At 53.8% G+C, this 20,123-nt stretch carries 18 protein-coding genes and 1 pseudogene; 13 read left to right on the forward strand and 6 right to left on the reverse strand.

The annotated features are described in order from the left end of the window. Window positions 1-233: 233 nt before the first annotated feature. Together J7396_RS03650 and J7396_RS03655 are read right to left on the reverse strand one after the other, a co-directional pair. The gene (locus tag J7396_RS03650) at window positions 234-1,184 is read right to left on the reverse strand and encodes a hypothetical protein (RefSeq protein ID WP_184442068.1); all 951 of its coding nucleotides are present in this window, start codon (window positions 1,182-1,184) and stop codon (window positions 234-236) included. Between the two features lie 136 nt (window positions 1,185-1,320). Continuing rightward, complete coding sequence (locus J7396_RS03655) at window positions 1,321-1,920, reverse strand: hypothetical protein (RefSeq protein WP_244669486.1); 600 nt, start codon at window positions 1,918-1,920, stop codon at window positions 1,321-1,323. 494 nt (window positions 1,921-2,414) lie between these two features. On the opposite strand from J7396_RS03655, the gene J7396_RS03660 reads away from it, so the two are divergent. Beyond that, window positions 2,415-2,810 (forward strand): H-NS family nucleoid-associated regulatory protein, encoded by a 396-nt coding sequence (locus J7396_RS03660; RefSeq protein ID WP_184442070.1) that lies wholly within the window; start codon window positions 2,415-2,417, stop codon window positions 2,808-2,810. A gap of 76 nt (window positions 2,811-2,886) precedes the next feature. Here the strand turns inward: J7396_RS03660 and J7396_RS03665 are convergent, their stop codons facing one another. Then, on the reverse strand, window positions 2,887-3,624 hold the full coding sequence (locus tag J7396_RS03665; RefSeq protein WP_184442072.1) for a DNA/RNA non-specific endonuclease: 738 nt from the start codon (window positions 3,622-3,624) through the stop codon (window positions 2,887-2,889). A gap of 323 nt (window positions 3,625-3,947) precedes the next feature. Between J7396_RS03665 and J7396_RS03670 the strand changes: the two genes are divergently transcribed. From J7396_RS03670 to J7396_RS03700, 7 genes are all read left to right on the forward strand, one after another. Continuing rightward, window positions 3,948-4,175 carry a hypothetical protein gene (locus tag J7396_RS03670; protein ID WP_184442074.1) on the forward strand — a complete coding sequence of 76 codons (228 nt, stop codon included), beginning with the start codon at window positions 3,948-3,950 and terminating at the stop codon, window positions 4,173-4,175. A gap of 265 nt (window positions 4,176-4,440) precedes the next feature. After that, complete coding sequence (gene radC, locus J7396_RS03675; protein ID WP_184442076.1) at window positions 4,441-4,920, forward strand: DNA repair protein RadC; 480 nt, start codon at window positions 4,441-4,443, stop codon at window positions 4,918-4,920. Between the two features lie 104 nt (window positions 4,921-5,024). Then, entirely contained in the window at window positions 5,025-6,215 is a 1,191-nt protein-coding gene (locus J7396_RS03680; RefSeq protein WP_184442078.1) for a phospholipase D family protein, read from the forward strand. A gap of 146 nt (window positions 6,216-6,361) precedes the next feature. Beyond that, on the forward strand, window positions 6,362-6,997 hold the full coding sequence (locus tag J7396_RS03685; RefSeq protein ID WP_209260970.1) for a hypothetical protein: 636 nt from the start codon (window positions 6,362-6,364) through the stop codon (window positions 6,995-6,997). A 100-nt stretch (window positions 6,998-7,097) separates the two neighbouring features. Further along, the gene (locus J7396_RS03690) at window positions 7,098-7,748 is read left to right on the forward strand and encodes a hypothetical protein (protein WP_184442082.1); all 651 of its coding nucleotides are present in this window, start codon (window positions 7,098-7,100) and stop codon (window positions 7,746-7,748) included. A 171-nt stretch (window positions 7,749-7,919) separates the two neighbouring features. After that, window positions 7,920-8,153 carry a hypothetical protein gene (locus J7396_RS03695; protein WP_209260971.1) on the forward strand — a complete coding sequence of 78 codons (234 nt, stop codon included), beginning with the start codon at window positions 7,920-7,922 and terminating at the stop codon, window positions 8,151-8,153. Between the two features lie 92 nt (window positions 8,154-8,245). Next, window positions 8,246-9,313 (forward strand): ankyrin repeat domain-containing protein, encoded by a 1,068-nt coding sequence (locus J7396_RS03700; protein WP_209260972.1) that lies wholly within the window; start codon window positions 8,246-8,248, stop codon window positions 9,311-9,313. A 54-nt stretch (window positions 9,314-9,367) separates the two neighbouring features. On the opposite strand, the gene J7396_RS03705 is transcribed toward J7396_RS03700, so the two are convergent. The 3 genes and pseudogenes from J7396_RS03705 to J7396_RS22500 all read right to left on the reverse strand — a co-directional run. Further along, on the reverse strand, window positions 9,368-10,099 hold the full coding sequence (locus tag J7396_RS03705) for a hypothetical protein (protein WP_209260973.1): 732 nt from the start codon (window positions 10,097-10,099) through the stop codon (window positions 9,368-9,370). Window positions 10,100-10,479: 380 nt separating this feature from the next. Then, complete coding sequence (locus J7396_RS03710; protein ID WP_209260974.1) at window positions 10,480-11,427, reverse strand: hypothetical protein; 948 nt, start codon at window positions 11,425-11,427, stop codon at window positions 10,480-10,482. Between the two features lie 292 nt (window positions 11,428-11,719). Further along, window positions 11,720-11,831, reverse strand: a pseudogene (locus tag J7396_RS22500) (IS1595 family transposase); the annotation flags it as partial. A 347-nt stretch (window positions 11,832-12,178) separates the two neighbouring features. On the opposite strand from J7396_RS22500, the gene J7396_RS03715 reads away from it, so the two are divergent. Genes J7396_RS03715 through J7396_RS03735 form a run of 5 tightly spaced genes read left to right on the forward strand, consistent with a single transcriptional unit; the run spans window position 12,179 to window position 20,063 of the window. After that, a complete protein-coding gene (locus tag J7396_RS03715; protein WP_209260975.1) occupies window positions 12,179-12,808 on the forward strand; it encodes a hypothetical protein in 630 nt (209 codons plus the stop codon). Window positions 12,809-12,818: 10 nt separating this feature from the next. Further along, the gene (locus J7396_RS03720) at window positions 12,819-13,988 is read left to right on the forward strand and encodes an XRE family transcriptional regulator (RefSeq protein WP_209260976.1); all 1,170 of its coding nucleotides are present in this window, start codon (window positions 12,819-12,821) and stop codon (window positions 13,986-13,988) included. 24 nt (window positions 13,989-14,012) lie between these two features. Next, window positions 14,013-16,787, forward strand: coding sequence for a DNA methyltransferase (locus J7396_RS03725; protein ID WP_209260977.1), 2,775 nt, complete (start codon window positions 14,013-14,015; stop codon window positions 16,785-16,787). Beyond that, window positions 16,784-18,889 carry a pseudomurein-binding repeat-containing protein gene (locus J7396_RS03730; protein ID WP_209260978.1) on the forward strand — a complete coding sequence of 702 codons (2,106 nt, stop codon included), beginning with the start codon at window positions 16,784-16,786 and terminating at the stop codon, window positions 18,887-18,889. Before J7396_RS03725 ends, J7396_RS03730 begins: the two co-directional genes overlap by 4 nt. Next, the gene (locus tag J7396_RS03735) at window positions 18,882-20,063 is read left to right on the forward strand and encodes a GIY-YIG nuclease family protein (RefSeq protein WP_209260979.1); all 1,182 of its coding nucleotides are present in this window, start codon (window positions 18,882-18,884) and stop codon (window positions 20,061-20,063) included. The genes J7396_RS03730 and J7396_RS03735 overlap by 8 nt, the downstream gene beginning before the upstream one ends. Window positions 20,064-20,123 lie beyond the last annotated feature (60 nt).

A 20,123-nucleotide genomic window follows, 5' to 3' on the forward strand; every position in this document is an offset into this window, starting at 1 on the left:
CACGTCAATCATCAGCGACTAAATGAGTTGTCAGAGCAGGCTTGGACTATTTCCTACCTAAGAGCACTATCAGAAGTGCATCCTGAGGCGGCCGAAAAAATGGCACAAGAAGCAGTCACTCGACTGAGAAATAAAGTCTTATATGGAGATATTAATCAAGAAGAGCGCTATGCAGAGTTATGCGCTCGCATGGCTGCTGCAGATCGATGCAACAGAGCTTCGATAGAGTCAAGCTAGTTTGGAGTAAAACCCTTGCGAACATGCTTATGATTTAGCTCATTTTTTTTGGATTCAGCAGTTTCGAGTGTTGTTGGATCCAATTGAGACTGCTCCATACTCGCTTTGCCTTCTAGTGAGTTAGACCATTCAGGATCAGGATCTTTGGGCTCGAAAATCGAACGTAGGTCGTTGGTGGAAGTAATGTGGGCGAAGAATTTTCCGTTGCGATCCATTATAACTACATTTATTGTCTCTTGTTGCTCTTCGTCCCCGCAGAGATAGCTGATATATTCACTAAACTCTTTGAGAGGAAGTCCGAGCTCACTCCACGTGTGCGGCGTCTCAAAGCGACTGATAAGTTTCGTCTTCTGGTCTCCAACTTCGTCGAGTTTAGACTCTGTATCGTATAAATATCTGATTGAGTCTGGCGGGTCTGTCGTTAGTGACGGAAATGAATGGCCGAGGCCATAGGCCCGCTTAAAATCTGATCGAATAAGCTTCCAACAGTTAGAGTTGAATCTATGCATTACACCTAGAAAATACGGGGTTAAATAAAGTGCCCCAGGAACCGGGCGCCCCGTTTCAAAGTTTTTAGGGCGGCGCTTGAAGTCTGGAGCCCAAAACGCAAAGTGATGGCACTGTAGCGACTGATGAAATCGCAGGGCATCATCAACTGACATCTGCTCTTGATTACGGACTACGAAAGATGTCCCGAGCGTCTCCAGTCGTGAGAGGGCGTGCTTTACTTTGGGGCGAGTCCATTCATCATTGATATTCGAACGCTTCGCTTTTACTTCAAAAATGAAAAGCCGATCATTGATGTCAGTTAAGTTATCTCCGACTTTTTTTTCAGCGTTTCCGGACAATCCGACGGCTGGTTTGGGTTCGGCTCCAACCAACTTGGCACGACGCCATTGCCAGTCGCGTAGTGCCAACACAACAGACATCTCTGAGAGATCGGCCATATGAATATTCCTTTCGTTATTGGCACCTGGTAGCGTTTTGATGAGACCGATTGGTGCTTAGTGAATTTTGAGGTGAAAATAAAACACTTAGGCAATTCGTTTGTGCGACTCGGTTGCCGAAGGCGATTGGTCTACGCTAGTTGCCTCTATCATTAAAAATAAAACCAATATGCTTCGGGGATATGATGTCTGCTGTAAATCGCAATGAGGTCGATTGTCGAGCGATATCAAAAAGGAGCAAGTAGTGTCCAGCCATCTCTCCGATGGTTGCAAGGCCATAGCGGCGTAGAATATCTGGAACGTGGCTCTCATGAATAGAAATGCGGAAATCGCTATCAGCAGGTCCAAAGTTCGAGTAATAGCAGCTGCCGCGTGCCCAGAAGCGAAGAGGACGCACAATGCCCCAGAACCCATGCCATCGCTGTGTATGGCGCTCCACGTTTGCATCCTCGAAGCGCACGAAAGCGTCATGGACAGCCATTTCTGTGCGGTTGGGATCCGGCATTCGAAGCGTTAGAGAGCTGGTCTTGAAGCTCGGCCAATGCACGAGTTGTTCAAGGAGCTTCTGGGGCCCGCGCGACACCGAGTTCGTTGATCGTGTCCGGTCCCCGCCGCCACGAGATCGGCTTTCGCTCTCCGTGGGTTCACCGATTGAGCCGTTATCGGCCAAGCCTTCTTCTTGATCGGTCAGAATACGAACGATCAGCGTGGTGTTTCGTTGCTCCCAATGAGCCACAGTCCGATCGGTATCATCGTCTTCCCATGGATCACCATAGCTTCGGGTGATGTCGCACTCGTCCCCGTGGGGTAGCGCGTAGAAATGCGCGACCTTGCTTCGTCGTCCTGGGCTGGGCCTAGACGCTGACCTGAAATGGGCGGTTGCCTCGCAGTAAGGGCAACGCAGATGAGGCTTCAATGCTCGGCGAGCAGACGGATCCAAATCTGCCACCTGTTGGGCCGTATAGTCCTGGTCGCTTCGACGATCCCTTGCTTTATCCATAGACACCCCCTGTCTTGACCCACATGCTTTCAAGGGTTGTGGCAGTAGTCAAGCTGTTCAAGTTGAGGAGGCCCGACTTGCCTCATGCCCTCCCGATATCCAAAAAAGACAGAAGTCGCTGCGGAGCAATACGATAGAATAGTAGAGCTTGTCGATAAATCGCCGTGCAGCTTTACTGCAATAGATTTCTCACGAATAATTTGCTAATCAACTGATTGGAACAGTCCTGAATGACAACCGCGTCTTTGAGTGCCCTTGCCGCTGCTAAAGAAAAATTGGCAGAAGAAATTCGGAAGTTGGAAGAGCAGGAAGCTCAGCTACGCCAGCAGCAATCATCCGAAGCCTATTCGGAGATCGTCAAGTTGCTCGACCAATACACCGGGCATTTCAGTGCAAAGCAGAAGTCGGAGATTGCGGCTCTGATCGGTGTTGGTGTGGCTAAGCCGAAGAAGGATGCTTCTACGAGAAAGGAAGTAGCGCCCAAGTATTGGTTGCCCCACAACCAGGAGACATGGTCAGGGCGTGGTCGTCCGCCTAAGGCCTTCACCATTTGGCAGGGCAGTGCGTCTTACAAGGAGTGGAAAGCCAAGCACCCGGATGAGAAGTTCCCGGCTTTCCCTGGCTGAGGCTTGCGAATGCGAGGCAATGAATGCCCGAAGTCTCTTCGGGCACTCATTTCTTAAGTCTGCGGATTGCCTTCTATTAGCTCAGATCACAACCACTCGGCTGCGGCCAGGTGGTTGCCGGCAGCATCGCTTTGACATCGGCTGGCGCCGTGATGCCAATCGTGCTGGCGCCAAAGGTGTCTTCCAGCTCATTGATACTGACGATGTAGCTGTCCAGCGAGCCGAGCGTTGCGCTGTTCGGAATGAGCCAACTGATGGCCCGCGAGCCGCAACTTGGATTGGCCGTGATGATGGTCTTCCAGAAAAAATCCGGCGTGCGGATGCCATGACTGGTGAGAAAGTAATCGTTGGTCGTGTCGCTGTAAATGACGCCCCCATAGACTTGGACGCTTGCGATATCGCGATAACACTCAGCCACTTCTTCGGCACGGACCCAGATGTCTTGATTGAAGCTAGCCACCTGCGGAACGATGTTAGACATCAAGTTCGCGCGGCGGATGTAGGTTGTGTTGTAGTCCATGTGGTTGGAGGTCACCAAGTGCCCCCGGTCATAGCCCGAACGCACACTGGCATAGGAAGCACTCGACGTTTGGCCTGCGCAGCCACTGGGTAATTCGGTATCCAAGTTGAAGCTTGAAGGGCGCGCTGCCGAGCCGGTGTCGGCTTGCAAGACATACTCGTAGCGCAGCGCGGTGCGGTTGGTGCAGTCATAGCTCAACGTGTAGCCACCCTTGTTGAGCGTGACCACCTGGGCATGGGCCGCAGCACTGAACGTGGTGATCAACGACACGGCGAGGAAGATTCGGAATCGCATAACAGCACATCTCCTTGTGTTTTCTGGGGTCGCACAAGCTCAGCAAGCACGGAACAAGGCCGTTGCCAGTTGAGGAACGCATGAGTTGACGGAGTTGAAGCAGGCAGCCCAACTGGGCGAGTCGCGGGGTTGCGCCGCGCCCCTGTTGCCACGATGTGGCACGCGGTCGTCACTTGTATCTAACAAACGAGCTCTAGCGTCAATCCTAATTCTTGAAGTTGTGACCCCGCTCCAACGCCCGAGCCGGCAAGGGAGTGCACCTATGGCGTGGCACAGGCGGTGCGATCTCAGAGGGTGCGACAGTGCTGCCGATACTTAAGCCCATGGATAGAGCCGAGCTGCGCTTTCACCTCGAACGCCTAGATGAGGCCGTGCCCGCTTTGCGGGCCTCCAGTCCTGACCGGCGCCACTTTTGGCAAGCTTTTGCCAGCATGGCTTCTGCCATCGAGAGCAAGGCGTTAACGAGCGAGGACGCGCAGTTCGTCGGCCGTCGAGCCGAGGAAATCTTGTCGTGGCACGGGCTCGAGAGCAGCGACGAAAGCGCTTGCTGACATCAATCGCTGCCCATCCATCTGCCATCCCTTTGACCCGCAAGCCTTGTTGGGCATGCATGGTGCTGTCCACCAGCGCTGGGCCTCTGAAAGGGACCTTAGCTTCGCTGTCCCGACCGCAAGGACAGGCCTCCTTCTCGACGCTGACGCTCTGTTGCGGCCCTTCGCTGCGCGCCTAACGGTGCTCACTCTCGGGTGCGGTAGGGCCGGACGCTTCGCCTGTCGGCTCCCACGAGGCGCACAACGCGCTGGTGGAGAAGAACCGATGAAGCGCACCCAAGACCTGAAGGCTCAATACCAACTCCAGATGGACGAAGAGGGCATCTTGCTCGCAGCGGCCACCATCCTGGAACAACGCCTTCAACGCCAAGGCCGCATCCACAGCCCCGACCAAGCTGGCGATTACCTGATTGCCCGCTGTGCTCACCTGCCGCACGAAGTCTTTGGGGTCGTCTTCCTGGACATCAAGCACCAGATCTTGGCAACCGAACATCTCTTCTTCGGCACCATCGACGGCTGCGAGGTGCACCCTCGGGTGGTCGCCAAGCGCGCCCTGGATTTGAACGCTGCTGCCGTCATCCTTTTCCACAATCACCCAAGCGGAAACCCCGAGCCCAGCGAAGCTGACCGCAAGGTCACCGAGCGCCTGCAGCAGGCTCTGGGCCTTCTCGACATCCGGATCCTCGACCATTTGGTCATCGGTGGGCGCCAGCACACCAGCCTTGCAGCAAGAGGGGGGGTATAGCCTTACATTCTGTAACTTGGCAATGTCTAAGCTGGATCTGATTTTGCCTATGGCTTGTTCAATTCATTTACGTAAGATGCAATCAACAAGCAAGGACCACCAACATGAAGGTTAGAGCCGTAACCAGCGCCAAAGACATTCAGCAGCGCCTTACCACCCTGGCTGAAAAGTGTGATCGCTTCTATTGGGCTACCGCATGGGCGGCGCCATCAAAATTACTAGATCTAGCGATAGCTTCCAAGAAGATGGCATTCTTTGTCATCGGGACGCATCACTATTTCACTTCGCCTCAGGTATTGGATTCATGTGTGGGGATGAAAACCGTGCGCGTGATGCGTCCCACAGGTCCGCTCTTTCATCCCAAGCTTTATGTATTCGAGATTTCTGGCCAAATAGAAGTCTTTGTTGGGAGCGCGAACTTGACGATGGGTGGACTAAAAGGAAATATCGAATGTGGAGTTTTTCTGACGGGGTCGGCTGAAGAGCCCTCCTTAAAATTGCTTAGAGATCATGTCGTTAAACTTTGGGAAGGTGCAGAAGTTCTTGATTCGGATTTCGCGAGCGCATACCGACTTAACTATCGCCAAGTGGAGGATTCCAAGCGGGGTTTGTATGAATTTGTTGAGGTGAGCGTAACATCTGGCAGTTCTGTAGGCTCCAGCGCGCCTCAGCATATGGAGTGGGCAGAGTTCGTTGCGAAGGTGAAAGAAGATGTAATAAACGGTTATGTCGGCCGTCTGCGTGTGCTATCCCAGGCACGGCAGATTTTTGCGAAGGAGGTAAATTTTAGCGATCTTGATGAGGATGATCGGAAGCGGGTCGCTGGTGTAATTCCAAAGGCTGATTGGGGTGATACAGATTGGGGTTTCTTCGGCAACATGACGGCGTATGGTCGCTTCTCTCCGATCCTAAGAGCACGAGTAAAGCTCTTCTCAAGGGCGTTAGGTCAAATTCCACTTCAAGGTCCAGTCCTTCGTCGTCATTATGACGCGTATCGCCAAGCGTTTTACAGAATTCCAGAAGCATCGAAAAATTGGATTGGAATGGGGACGCGACTGCTTGCAATGAAGCGTCCAGATCAGTTCATATGCATCGATAGTGCTAACCGCGCAGGTGTATGTGGCTACTTTGGATGCGCGCCGACGACGACTAATTTAGACAATTATTGGGATCGTGTGATTGCGCCCTTAATGCTTTCGCCCTGGTGGCAGAGCGAAATTCCTGAGGACGAGTTGGAGAGAGAGATCTGGATGGGTAGGGCAGCAATGCTCGACGCCATTCACTACGGGTCTTAGGATTTTTAATGGTCGCCCAAGCAATTTTACGTTATGTGCTTTGCGTGATTTGATGTTGCGATGATCGGATTCCGCCGATCCATGCTGTGACAATTCGAATGCTGTTGGAGAGAAGTAGGGAGTGCTACACGCCTGGGGGGAGCACGATGTCTGACGGAGTTGCGCAAATCTTTGAAGGGTCTGACGCACTGTTGCAGGCGTTGACACCAATCACCGAGCTTCCGAGCTTCGATCAAAGTGATCGACTGCAAGTCTGTCGCGCCCTTTGCCTGCTTTCGATTGAGCATGCCGTTGCGAGTCGCTGTCTTCTTGCGGTTGGTGCGGAACCATCGACGGTCATCATCCACCGTGCGCAGTTCGAAGCGCTGGTGAGAGCCGTCTGGGTCCTTTACTGTGCAAGCGATGATGAGGTGGCCTGCTTGCAAGACGAATTGACGCCGACGAGTGAATCATTAGCTGCTCGCTTGCCCATGCTACACAAGATGCTGATCGCTCTTGAGGCGGTGACGCAGGCGGCTGAGCCATTGCGGGCGTTTTTGGAGTTCAAGAAATACTCTTGGGCGGCACTCAACTCGTTTGTCCACGCGGGCGCACATGCACTTCATCGGTTGCGAACGGGCTTCCCGCTTGAACTCGTGGAACTGGTCGTCAAACAAAGTAACGCGCTCGTAGTGATGGCTCACATGCAACTCGCGATCACAACCGGTAGCCAGGAGGCGGTGCGCTGGGTCACTACAACGGCGGATGGTTTTTCTGATGTGCTTCCTCTGCGAACACGTTAGGCTATGCTCGATAGCATCGGTCGCGGACTTTAAGGCTGATGAGTGGCAAGCTTGCGATGCAAGGTTCTCGCAGTAAGGCCTGAACAAGTGAGAGGGTCGGATGACGAACATCGGGAAGGCGGAAAGCTTCTACGACGGATTTCTCCGTGCAGCACTTGAAGTCATCGCGAAGCGTGATGAGCGCGATGCCATAATCGACAGCCAGGACTTCGATGGCCTGAAGCAGCGACTTGATCGCTCACCAAGCACGACGCGCTTTACGCAGCCGATGGCCGAGTTCTACCTCGGCATCCCGAGACGACACTTCGACAAGCTCAAACGAGAGCACGGCAATCCCTTTGCAGGGAGCAAAAGCTCGCCAAGATCCATCACCAAAGTGGAGCTTTTGACGTGGTATGCCCAAGTCACCAAAGCGCGCGAAAAGATCCAAGAGCCTATCTCGGGCAAGTTTGGCAGAACAGGGAAGGGCATTCCCTTCATTGTGATCCGCGAGTCCTCAGAAAAGATCAAGAGCGTGATCTCGCACGCGGGGATCACTGCGCTCGATATGAGTGCGATTGAAGAAGCCTTCCGCGATGGGGCAACGGTGGTGGCTCTGACCATTGATCAAGCCTTAGCGCTACCTTGGCAGTCAAATGGCGAGAAGCAACTTTGGCGGAAAGCTTACAGAACCCACCTGATGGCGGTTCATGCAGCCCAGATGGCCTTGTTGGATCGCCAGGAGCTGGAAGAGGACACGAAGCCCGTGTAGCGCGGCCGCCCGCCCTACGTAATGGCTGCCTGGCGCACCTAATCGTCAGGATTGTAGGCAACGGATGAACGGTTGTTCAGCGATCCGGGACGACCTCGTCCTTTAGCTATCCGGGCCTGATGCATAGATTGCGTTCCGAAGCTTGGCAAGTCGCCAAGCACGGAGAGCAGCATGAAATACATCATTGAGATCAACGGCACCGTCCAAGTCGTCCACTGGGCGACAATTGAGGCGAACTCGCCGGCAGAAGCACTTTCCAAGTGCGATATCGATGCACTGGCCGAGAGTGACTTCGAGTTCGAACAATGGGTCAGTGAACTCACGATCGAACGCATTGAAGACGACGCCGGAACGCTCATCGCGTGCGACTACGAGACCGATGTTCCTGACATCGATGATCTGTAAGCCCCGTTTTGGCCTGTCCAATCGACTGACGCCATCACGCTGTGATCTTGACGAAAGACGTGATGGCGTTAAGTTGAAGGGGAGGAGAGAAAATGGATCAGGCACTTAAAAGAAAGATTCGACAGGCAGTGAAGCAGGGGAGTGAGACGTATGTGGTGTCGCTTTGTCAGGAACAGGGCGATCCCGATGCTGCAGCACGCTACGCCATTGAGGTGGCAATCACGAGCGGCAAAGAAAGCTTGGTTGATCAACTGGCGCCACTGCTGTCAGAGTCATTTGAGGTCTATCCGCTTGATGTGGCTGCCAAGGTGGGCTCTGTGCGGACAGTCGAGCAGCTCATGGCATTTTGCGACACAGAGGATAACGAGGCATTGGTGCTTGCTGCCAGGCACGGGCACACGGAGTGCGTCAAACGCCTGCTCAAAGAGTGTAGCCCTCTGCAACATGACTCACTTGCGTTGTATGAGGCCGCGCGCCGTGGTCATGTAGATGTCGTCTTTCAATTGGTCCTGTTCTCAGATGCCAAGGCACAGGACAGTCGAGCATTGATTGCCGCCTGCAAAGAAGGACATGTGGAGGTGGTCAAGCATCTTTTGCCTTATTCATCCAAGATCCAATGTGCGCAGCACGGCTTTGCAGCGGCAGCCGAGAACAATCATGTCGAGGTCGTTGAGTTCTTGATCGAAGCCGGTCTTCCAGATCCGGAAGATACCTACGCGTTAGGGCTTAACGTCGCTGCTGCGAAAGGCCATGAACAACTGGTGCGCACCTTGCTCGGAGCGATCGTGACAACCCATCGTGCGCCTCGTGACTTTGGCGAAGAGGCGCTGCAATCTGCAGCACGAACCGGGCATGTAGGTATCGTCAAGTCCATCTTAGAGTTCGCGCACAAGACCGCCTATCCCGAGTTGGGCCTACATACGGCACTTCGAAATGGCCATGATGAAGTGGTGGATATTCTGGTTCGCCGAGCGAACTTAGATGATGTGCGGGACCTGATCACAGACGAAGCGATTGAGGCGAAGCTTGATGAGGCGATTGCCAGAGTTGATACGGCCAAGCAGCGCAGAGAGCTTCAATCCAACGAGCGCAAAAGGATGGCGCAGAGCGATACGGCAGGGCCGGCAACAATGAATTCATCTCGTGGCGTGCGCTTGTAAGCAGATGTTGCCGAAATAAGACCAGATGTCGCCAGCATCCTCACACCTTTGCTTCTAAGGACTTACTCTTCGTATTTCCCAATCGCCACGCGAGAGTGTTCGGACTTGATGGAGGTCGGTGTCGTAGATGGCGATCAGGTCAGAACTGCTGGCAATGATGTGGCCTCGGATCTTTCGCTCACCCTTTTCCCAGAGTTCTGAATCGCCTCGCGATACCGGACCAAGGAGGCGACCCTTTTCTGTGTTTGCGTCATCTTTACCAGCATGCTCGCCAAGCAAACCCGGCAGGGTCGCCACCAACAGGCCGACGAGAAATAGTGTCAGTGCGAGATAAACCCCCGAGGCAGCAATACCGGCCGACGAGGAAATAAGCTTGATCCATGGATGTCGCAGGAAAAACTCTTTAATTCGACCTTCGCCAACTGGTCGAGTGGGCAACCGGTAGATCAAAACTGCGATCCACACAAAAACAAAGGCTGTTGCTACGGAAAACCAGGGGAACGAGCGAAACATTCCAAGCCCTTGCAGCACGATGGCATAGTAACCGCGAACAACCTTCCAGTCGGCCGATTGGGGAAATAGGTCGGCTTGAACGCCCCAGGCTTTGAGATAGCTTGTGTAGGCGACATGCCCGCAGCCGTGAAGAACGATTCCAGCTAGTGTTGTCACGGCAGCCAGACTACCGACGAAGCGGGTGATGGACCACGACCTCTTGGAAGATGCACTGTTCGCGTCTTCTGGTGACGGGGTGGAACGCTTCGATCGGAAAATTTCGGTATGGCGCATAGTTCTCGTGGTCAATCAATTGCTAGGCATGATACGCCCAAAGGTTCCTTGGACGCCCGTGCTTCGGACTGGTTCATCATGCAGTGGTCCCGGGCAAAATGGAAAAGATAACTTGACGAACGACCGAAAGGCCTTACTGTCGATGCCAGTCAATTTTCAAGAGTGGCAATGCAAAGTAAAACAAAAAACCAACCGATGAGTCAAAAAGATTTCTGGCTTCAAGCTTACATCGCGGCGCTTCACCGCCTAGATCACGAATTGGCTTTGGTCGAGGCGGATAGGGCTCTAGAGGCATGCAATATCAGATGGATGCGGATATCGAAAAAAGTTCAGATCTGGACGCACCTCAGTGATTGTCCTGTTGGGACAGGTGAGTGGGATTAACGATGAGTTGGTTCTGAATTTTTTAGTTCTGGCTTTTGGGAAAAGTCTATTTTTAGCAAATCAGCTAACTCTCTCAGGCTTGATATGGCTTGTAGAAATCCATCGCTGGTCATCACAATGCAGTTAATCGGTTGATCGATATCGCCATTTTCGCTGCAACTTTCGCAAAGCCAATTCACATATTCCTGGAATTCCTTGTATTCTGCACCATATGCAGATTCGTATGATTTGATCGTTTTTTCATGGGTGATGTCAAATTGAATGATTTTTGATGTGTCTAGCATTTCACTGGCCGATAGACGCTGGTTATCCCGTGTGTCATCAACAACGAACTGATAGTGGAGATGTTCTAACGTTGGGATGCATCGATCGCTAGTAAGCTCATCAATCCGGCGCATCCGGATGCAGGCGTTGATATAGGGCTCGACTTTGATCATTCCCTTGCGTCGCTTACCTCGGGGTTGGCCCTCCCAATATGCAACTTGGTGAATTCGTAGCGAAAGGCGCAGCAATCTGGATTTTTTTTTGTCAGCCGGATCGCTCTCAAATGCCTCTACCAGGCCTTTCAAAGTGCGAAATGCTGCCTTCGAATGAACACTAGCTTTGCGTTTGCGCTTTTTCTTCCCCCCCAATTTCCACTCGTCTCTAATTCTTTCTTTTGAGGGTTTGACCTCTACTAAAAAACAGAAGCCCTTCGTTGAGCTGAGGGCTACATCAGCAGTCGAGGACTCCGCGTTGCCATCTAGTGTGACGAAGCCTGGTGGGATCACTCCGCGAAGCGCTACGTCGTCAGTAACGTTGCCCTGCTTTTGGAAGCGAGCCCGAGTTGACTTGAGCAGATCTTCCCGGGAGAGTAGGTTTCGAAGCTGCAAGCGCCACTGCATATCGCGAAGCCCAATCACCACCGATTCTTCCCAAAGTCTTGCCTTCTTCTTATCTGCCATAGCCCTTCTCCTGTTGGCGCCTTGGTCCTTAGACTGGTTTTGCACACGCTCTTAGAAAGTAGCAGATTCCGTCCAGGCGCTGCCGACGAACTTTCGTTCGACCGCTCTGCCGGCCTCGACTTCTCACAGGAAGCCGATGGTCTATCTTCGCCAAAGCGCTTCCTCATGGCCATTTTCCTGATTGGTAGGGATTGGACTTCCAACTTTGGCGCCACTCAAGATTGGTTCTGATTAGTCTCATCCCTCATCCATAAAAGTTGCATGCCATGCGCAAAATTCGCTCTCGGCAAGGCTAACTACGCATCAGCGCTAGTCGCCACTCGTTGCCTTCTCTGTTCCAAGCTTGATCGGCCGTCGAGTCGATAGGCCGCGTCAGCCAAGTAGCGTCGGGCACACTTAGGTTGGTGCATCACATAGCCGCAACGCCTGCAAAGACCAGCTGAGCGATAGGGCTAATCAGGAGATTGGTTAGATGGACATTGGGTTGCCCGCCTTGGCCACGCGCTCTTTGACTGAGGCCAAGGGGATAGCCGGATCGTTTCCAACGGACGAGTAGGGGGGCGTTGGCCTTCGGCACAGCAGGATTGGTCAGCTGAATTGCGCGGCCGCGTCTCTCAAGTCTTTGAGATCGGTGTTCTGCCTTATGTTCCTTGGTGGAGCCGCAGCGCAGCCCCACCCCCCCCCTGACTTCTTGTTTTCCGTCCTCAGATGAGGGAGGATTACCGGAAGCCGATCCTGCCTTGGAGTTCCAATGCCTGCCCCCAACCCCGTCGACGTTGCCAACCGTTTGGAGGCGATGGGCCTGAATGAGGCTGCCCTCCGTGAGGCCGTCAATCAGGGTCATTTGCAGCGGACGCGCCTGACCGCCAACCACCCCATCATCTACCACGGCTTGAACATGTGGGGCGAAATTGTCGCGGCGTTGCGCGATCAGCTCCGGCCGCTGGATTGGGTTCGTGAAGATATCGGCAGCTATGCTCTGACCGTCAATGAAGACCTCAAACTGGCGATCACCGTGGCATCAGGTGATGAAGCCACTGGCAATCCGGATGCACATCCCACTAATCGCTCCCGCAAGGGGCGCAACACCGTGGACGCGATCGAGGCTAATCGTCAATTCGAACTATTCGAACAGATGCCGCCCGCGAGGACTGATGAAGATGAGGGCAAGCAGACATGGGTGCTGATGCATCACACCGACATTGCCCGTGGCGAAATTCGTGTGGAGTTGTCCCGTCCATTGAGTATCGGTAGCGACGGCAAGATTAACCAGTGGGCCGAGCGCATCATTTTGGCTGGCATTCCGTTTGACGATCAGCTGGTTGAAATCTATCCGCCTAGCGGACCGGACATCGACTTCGACATCCAGCGAAAAGCGTAGCGGGGTTGTTATGTTCAACCCGTTGCGATTGACCCTTGCGAGAAAACGCCGGGGAATGAAGAAACGTGAGCTAGCTGAAAAGATTGGTTTAACGGAGAAGTCGGTTTCAAATTACGAAGCCGGATCCCAAGAACCAGAGAGCACGACTCTGAGCAAGCTATCAGAAGCGCTTCGGTTCCCCGAAGCGTTCTTCTTTGGCGATGACCCAGAAGTTCCAACTCCTGACGTCGCGAGCTTCCGTTCCCTCTCAAAAATGTCAGCTTCTCAGCGTGACTCCGCGTTGGGGGCGGGCGCTGTTGCCCTCCTGCTAAACGACTGGATCGAGTCTCGCTTCCAGCTGCCTGATCCAGATGTTCCAGATCTGGGTAGGGAAGGGGGATCCTCCCGTGGTGCGCGGGGTGATCACTCGTCGAAGGAAGCCGAACCGTATCCAACGCGCGCTTCCGCTCAGGATCCTGAGGCCGCAGCCGCAATGCTGCGTGCGCACTGGGGCATGGGTGAGCAGCCCGTCAAGAACATGATCGCCTTGCTTGAATCCAAGGGGGTGCGTGTTTACTCTCTGGCCATCGACGCCAAGGAAGTAGACGCTTTTTCGATGTGGAAGGGTGGTCGTCCGTTTGTATTTCTGAACACCTTCAAATCCGCCGAACACTGTCGCTTTGATGCGGCCCATGAATTGGGCCATCTGGTGATGCACCAGCATGCGCAGCCGCAAGGCCCTGATCTTGAAAGAGAGGCCAATGCTTTCGCCTCTGCGTTCCTGATGCCCAAGGCGAGCGTGCTGGCTCTTGCTCCAAGGTCAGCCACTGTGCCAAATCTTATTCGGCACAAAAAACACTGGCTGGTGTCGGTCGCTGCATTGAACTATCGGTTGCATGCGCTAGACCTTACGAGCGACTGGACGTATCGAACGCTTTGTATCCAGATCGCACAAGCTGGTTATCGAGGGAAGGAGCCTGAGAGCATTAATCATGAGAAGTCCCTCGTCCTGGAAAAGGTGTTTACAGCACTTCGTGATGAAGGTCTAGGGAAGGCAGACGTAGCAAGGCAGCTAGCCATCCCGCCAGAAGAAATCAACGAACTGACCTTCGGGCTGATGCTCAATGCACTTAAAGGTGGTCGCAGCGCTGATGCTGTTCCAAAGGCCAGCCGGGCAGACCTACGCCTTGTAAAGGGCTGATATGACTAAGAGAACAGCGAGCGCATGAACGCAGTTGAGATTGAAGAGGCACTATCAGCTCTGGCTGAAGCCCCGTTTGAGCCGGCAGAATTTCCGTATCAGTTCCTGACAGCGTTTGGGAACAAAGACACCACCATCAAGCGCCTGCGGAAGGGCGATAGCAACGCGTCCGACGTTCCGGGCGCCGTCCTGCAACGAAGCAACATCCATCTGGCCACCTGTGCCCCGGGAAAGGTCCACGAGACTTTGCAGGCGTTGCGCGACAGTCCGCGAACTCTGCCAGCCAAAGCCAAGTTCATCCTGGCGACCGATGGCCAAACCCTGGAAGCCGAGGATCTAATCAGTGGAGAAGTGCTAGCTTGCGAATTCGCAAACTTTGCTGACCACTTCGGCTTCTTCCTTCCCTTGGCAGGCATATCCACAATCAAGGAGATCAAGGAGAACCCGTTCGATGTTCGGGCGACTGGAAGACTGACCAAACTTTACATCGAGCTTTTGCAGAACAACAAGACCTGGGCGTCGGACGAGCGCCGAGCGGACATGAACCACTTCATGGCGCGCTTGGTGTTCTGCTTCTTCGCGGAAGACACAGACATCTTCCACGGCACAAGTCTGTTTACCAATACTCTGCAAACGATGAGCGAGCCTGATGGCTCCAACACCCACCAAGTGTTGGAAACCATCTTCCGAGCCATGAATCTCGCTACCGAAGAGCGAGCGACGGCCAAGCTGCCGGGTTGGGCTGAGCGTTTTCCTTATGTCAACGGCGGTCTGTTCTCTGGTAGCACCGATGTGCCGGTGTTCACTCGCACGGCGCGCTCCTACTTGATCCGCACTGGAGAGCTGAAATGGCAGGAAATTAATCCCGACATCTTCGGGTCGATGATCCAGGCAGTGGCCGATGAGGAAGAGCGCGGCTCACTGGGCATGCACTACACCAGTGTGCCAAACATCCTCAAAGTGCTGAACCCACTTTTTCTGGACGACCTGCGCGCACAGTTGGAAGCTGCCGGCGAGAACAAGGTGAAGCTGCTGAACCTACGAAAGCGCATGGCGCGCATTCGTGTGTTCGATCCAGCCTGCGGCTCAGGAAACTTTCTGGTTATCGCCTACAAGCAGATGCGGGAGATTGAGGCTGAGATCAACAGGCGGCGCGGCGAAGCCGAGTTGCGCACAGAGATTCCTCTGACCAATTTTCGTGGCATTGAGCTTCGTGAATTTCCCGCTGAGATTGCCCGTCTCGCTCTCATTATCGCTGAGTTTCAGTGCGATCAACTCTATCGCGGCCAAAAGGAAGCGTTGGCAGATGTGTTGCCTTTGGATTCCCAGAACTGGATTACATGTGACAACGCGCTGCGTCTGGATTGGTTGGCGATCTGTCCGCCCACTGGCACAACGGTAAAGCTGATCGGGGACGATCTTTTTGACACTTCAATTGACCAGGCAGAGATCGATTTTGAGAACGAAGGTGGTGAAACGTATATTTGTGGAAATCCACCATATGTAGGGCGCAAATATCAGACAGATGCACAAAAGGCGGAATTAAAAGCCGTTTTTCGTGGTCGATCCAACGATACATTGTCATTAGACTATGTGTCTGGCTGGTTCATGAAGGCCGCCGATTACATGGCGGAAACGCTAGCAGACGTTGCTTTTGTCTCGACAAATTCCATCTGCCAAGGTATCCAAGTCTCAGCTCTTTGGCCCACGTTGTTTGGTGAGGGTGCGGAAATTAGATTTGCTTATCAATCCTTTAAGTGGGCGAATCTTGCAGCAAAGAATGCAGGAGTGTCGGTTGCCATTATTGGTTTAACACGCAGGAGTGGCGGCACTAAGCAGATTTTTATCGCCAATGAGGAAGGGCCAGTTACCGTTCGCACGGTATCTAATGTTAGCCCTTATCTTGTTCCGGGGGACAATATACTGGTTTCACCTAGATCCAAAGTTCCAGACGAGCGTGCACCTATGCAATTTGGCAATCATCCTTACTACGCGAATGAGCTAATGCTTTCGCAGGATGAAGCGTCTGAGATGGTAGGAGAAGATGCGCGCGTGGCCGAATTTATACGGCCCTTGTATGGCTCACGTGAGTGCATCAGTGGCACGCCTCGCGCGTGTTTGTGGATTACAGACGAAAACCTTGCGCTAGCGCAAGAAATCCCTGCTTTATGGGCTCGTGTTGAAAAAGTCCGCAAGGATCGTAAAACCAAGACAAAGGATGTTCAGGCAAAAAAGTTAGTTGAGACGCCGTGGCGCTTCCGGGATCAATATGAAGCGGAAAGCAGTCTGCTGGTCGTTCCTATTGTGAGCTCCGAGAATCGGCCGTATTTGCCAGTTGTTCTGCTGTCGAAAGAGGCAGTAGTCCATAATAAGGCATTTGCGCTGTATGATACGCCTCTTTGGAACTTTGCGCTGATTGCGTCAAAGATGCATCTTGTCTGGGTCGCGGCTGTCTGTGTGCGCTTAGAGATGCGTTATTCCTACTCAAATACTTTGGGTTGGAACACTTTTCCACTGCCGTCTCTCACCGAACAAAACAAAACGGATCTAACTCGATGCGCGGAAGATATTCTGCTTGCACGAGAGTCACACTATCCGGCCACGATTGCGGATCTTTACGATCCCGAGAAGATGCCGGATGACCTTCGCCGTGCCCACGAGCGCAATGACGAAGTCTTGGAACGGATCTACATCGGTCGGCGCTTCCGCAACGACACCGAACGCTTGGAAAAGCTGTTCGACCTATACACCAAGATGACGGCGGGCCAAGGCAAGCCAAAGAAGAAGGCTAAGAAATGAGCATGGAAGGCAATCCGACCAACAAATATACCGTTCCCTCCGTCTCCATCGCGACGGCACAAACGGGTGTTTCCAGCAAGATCAATGCTCTGGGCATGCGTCCAATGCAGGAAAAGGCCTATGCCAAGCGAGGCGAGCAACACCTGCTTATCAAGTCGCCCCCGGCCTCCGGTAAGTCCCGAGCTCTAATGTTCATTGCCTTGGACAAGATCAATAACCAGGGCTTAAAACAGGCCATCATTGTAGTGCCCGAACGTTCCATCGGTGGCAGTTTTGCCGATGAGAAATTATCCGAGCAGGGCTTTTGGGCTGACTGGGTCGTTAGGCCTCAGTGGAACCTTTGCAATGCGCCAGGTGAGGACAACGGAAAGGTAGCCCCGTCCAAAGTGAAGGCCGTAGGTGCTTTCCTGGCCAGCGAAGATCCGGTTCTGGTGTGCACGCATGCCACCTTCCGTTTTGCCGTGGATGAGTTCGGTATCGAAGCCTTTGACGGACGCCTTATCGCCATTGATGAATTCCACCATGTCAGCAGCAACCCTGACAACAAGCTAGGCACGCAGCTCGGGCAACTCATTGGCCGTGATCAGGTCCATGTGGTTGCGATGACGGGTTCGTATTTCCGTGGGGATGCGGTCGCGGTTCTTTCGCCGGAAGATGAGGGCAAGTTTGAGTCGGTCTCCTATACTTACTACGAGCAGCTAAACGGCTATACCTACCTCAAAAGCTTGGACATCGGGTATTTTTTCTATACCGGTCGCTACCTGGACGCGATCATGAAGGTTCTGGACCCGTCTTTGAAGACGATCATCCATATCCCCAATGTCAATGCCCGCGAATCTTTGAAGGACAAGCACAAAGAGGTTGATGAGATCCTCGCCTCCCTGGGCGATTGGAAGGGACGCGATGAAGCAACGGGCTTTCACCTGATTGAAGTTGAGGATGGGCGGATCATCAAGGTGGCTGACTTGGTGGACGACAGCGACGCGGCCCGTCGCTCCAAGATCCTTACGGCCTTGAAGGATCCGGCTCAGAAGGACAACCGCGACAACGTCGACATCATCATTGCCCTTGGAATGGCCAAGGAAGGGTTCGATTGGATTTGGTGTGAGCACGCTCTGACCATTGGCTACCGCAGCAGCCTGACTGAGATCGTCCAGATCATTGGTCGAGCCACTCGCGATGCACCAGGTAAGCCGCGCTCGCGTTTCACTAATCTCATTGCCGAGCCGGCCGCAGACTCGGAAATCGTGATCGATGCCGTGAATGACACACTCAAAGCCATAGCGGCTAGTCTGCTGATGGAGCAAGTGCTGGCGCCTCGCTTTGAGTTCACGCCCAAGAATGCAGGCGAGAAAGAGGGCTTTGACTACGGTGATGAGGGCTACCAGGACGGCAAAGCCAATGTAGGCGTCAATGCCGCCACTGGCGAAGTTCATGTTGAAATCAACGGCCTCGCGCAACCCAAGTCTCCTGAGGCAGCGCGTATCTGCAAAGAGGATATCAACGAAGTCATCACTGGCTTCATCCAGGACAAGCCAACCTTGGAACGAGGGCTGTTCGACAAGGAAAATACGCTGCCTGAAGAAATCACCCAAGTCCAGATGGCGAAGATCGTTCGAGATCGCTACCCGGATTTGAGTGAGGACGATCATGAGGCTGTGCGCCAGCACGCCATTGCGGTTCTGAACATTACCCAGCAAGCCAAGCAGGTGATCGCCCAAGGTGACGCGAAGGGAGAGTCGCCAAACATGTCCTTGATCGAGGGTGTCCGTAAATTTGTCAATGTTAAAGACCTTGATATCGACCTGATTGATCGGATCAATCCGTTCGACGCCGCCTACGCCGTCTTGGCCAAGGCCATGGACGAACGTGTGCTTCGTCAAGTTCAATCCGCTATTGCAGCAAAGCGCCTGGCTATCTCCTACGAAGAAGCTAAGGACTTAGCCAAGCGCGCCGTAGCCTTCAAGAACGAGCGGGGGCGCTTGCCTGAGATCGGCTCGGCAGATCCTTGGGAGCGTCGCATGGCCGAAGGCGTGGCCTCGTTGCAACGCCACATCGCCCAGCAAAAGGCAGCAGCAGCCCAGGGAGGCGGCAATGGCTGACCGGGAAGGCGAGGACCTGCTGGAAGAACTGGGCCTTGAAGCGACACCGATCAAGGCTAGTAGCCACACCCCACAGGAGGAACGCCTCCTGGCAGGGTTTGAAGACATTCTCCGGTTCGTCCAAGAACATGGGCGAGCTCCCCAGCACGGTGAAGACCGCGACATTTTCGAACGCCTTTACGCCGTTCGTCTGGATCGATTGAGGGCTCTGACCAGCGCCCACGCGTTGCTTATGCCACTAGATTCCCAAGGCCTGCTATCGGCGCCACCCAGCCTCGCCGCGCCTGATGCTGCCGATGACTTGGATGATGCGGCACTCTTGGCCGAACTTGGTCTTGGAGGGGACGAAAACGACATCACTCAATTGCGGCATGTGCGCTCCTTCGAAGAGCGCAAATCGGCTGATGACATAGCCAACCGGACGCCATGCACCGATTTTGATCGCTTCGAGCCGTTGTTTGAGCGAGTGGAAGGCGATATCAAGACGGGCCTGCGCAAGACCCTGCGCTTTGGTCGGGACGCGAGTGTAGCCGAGGGCAATTTCTTTATTCTTGGCGGCCAGATGGCCTATGTCGCCGAGGTAGGGGAGACCATCCGCGCGCCCAATGGCGAAGCTGATGCCAGGCTGCGCGTCATCTACTCAAACGGCACCGAAAGCAACCTGCTGCAACGCTCATTGCAACGAGCCCTTTACAAGGACGATACCGGCAGGCGCATCACCGATGACGATGCTGGCCCTCTCTTTGGCGACACATTGGAGCCAAACGATATCGTCAACGGCGCCATCTATGTGCTGCGTAGCCTGTCCAACAATTCCTTCGTGGTTGAGCATCGCGAGCTGATCCACAAGATCGGGATCACAGGCGGGAGCGTCGAGGCGCGCATCGCCAACGCTGACAAGGATCCCACCTACATGCTGGCTAAGGTAGAGGTGGTGGCGACCTACAAGCTCTCCAACCTAAACCGGGTCCGCTTGGAAAACCTCTTCCATCGCATCTTCCAGTCAGCTAGGTTGGATCTAAAATTGGAAGATCGATTTGGTAATCCGGTTCGCCCGCGAGAGTGGTTCCTTGTTCCCCTCCATGTGATCGATGAAGCGGTGAGACGCATCCAGGATGGATCGATTACCGGTTACATCTATGACCCGACTCAGGCTGCGTTGGTCCTGCAATGATCGGATTCGTTTGCCTGCTTGAAGTTTGCCACCAGGGCTAAAACACAACAGGAGCGAACT

Source organism: Xanthomonas sp. A1809 (assembly GCF_017746015.1).
Classification (GTDB): Bacteria; Pseudomonadota; Gammaproteobacteria; order Xanthomonadales; family Xanthomonadaceae; genus Xanthomonas; species Xanthomonas euvesicatoria.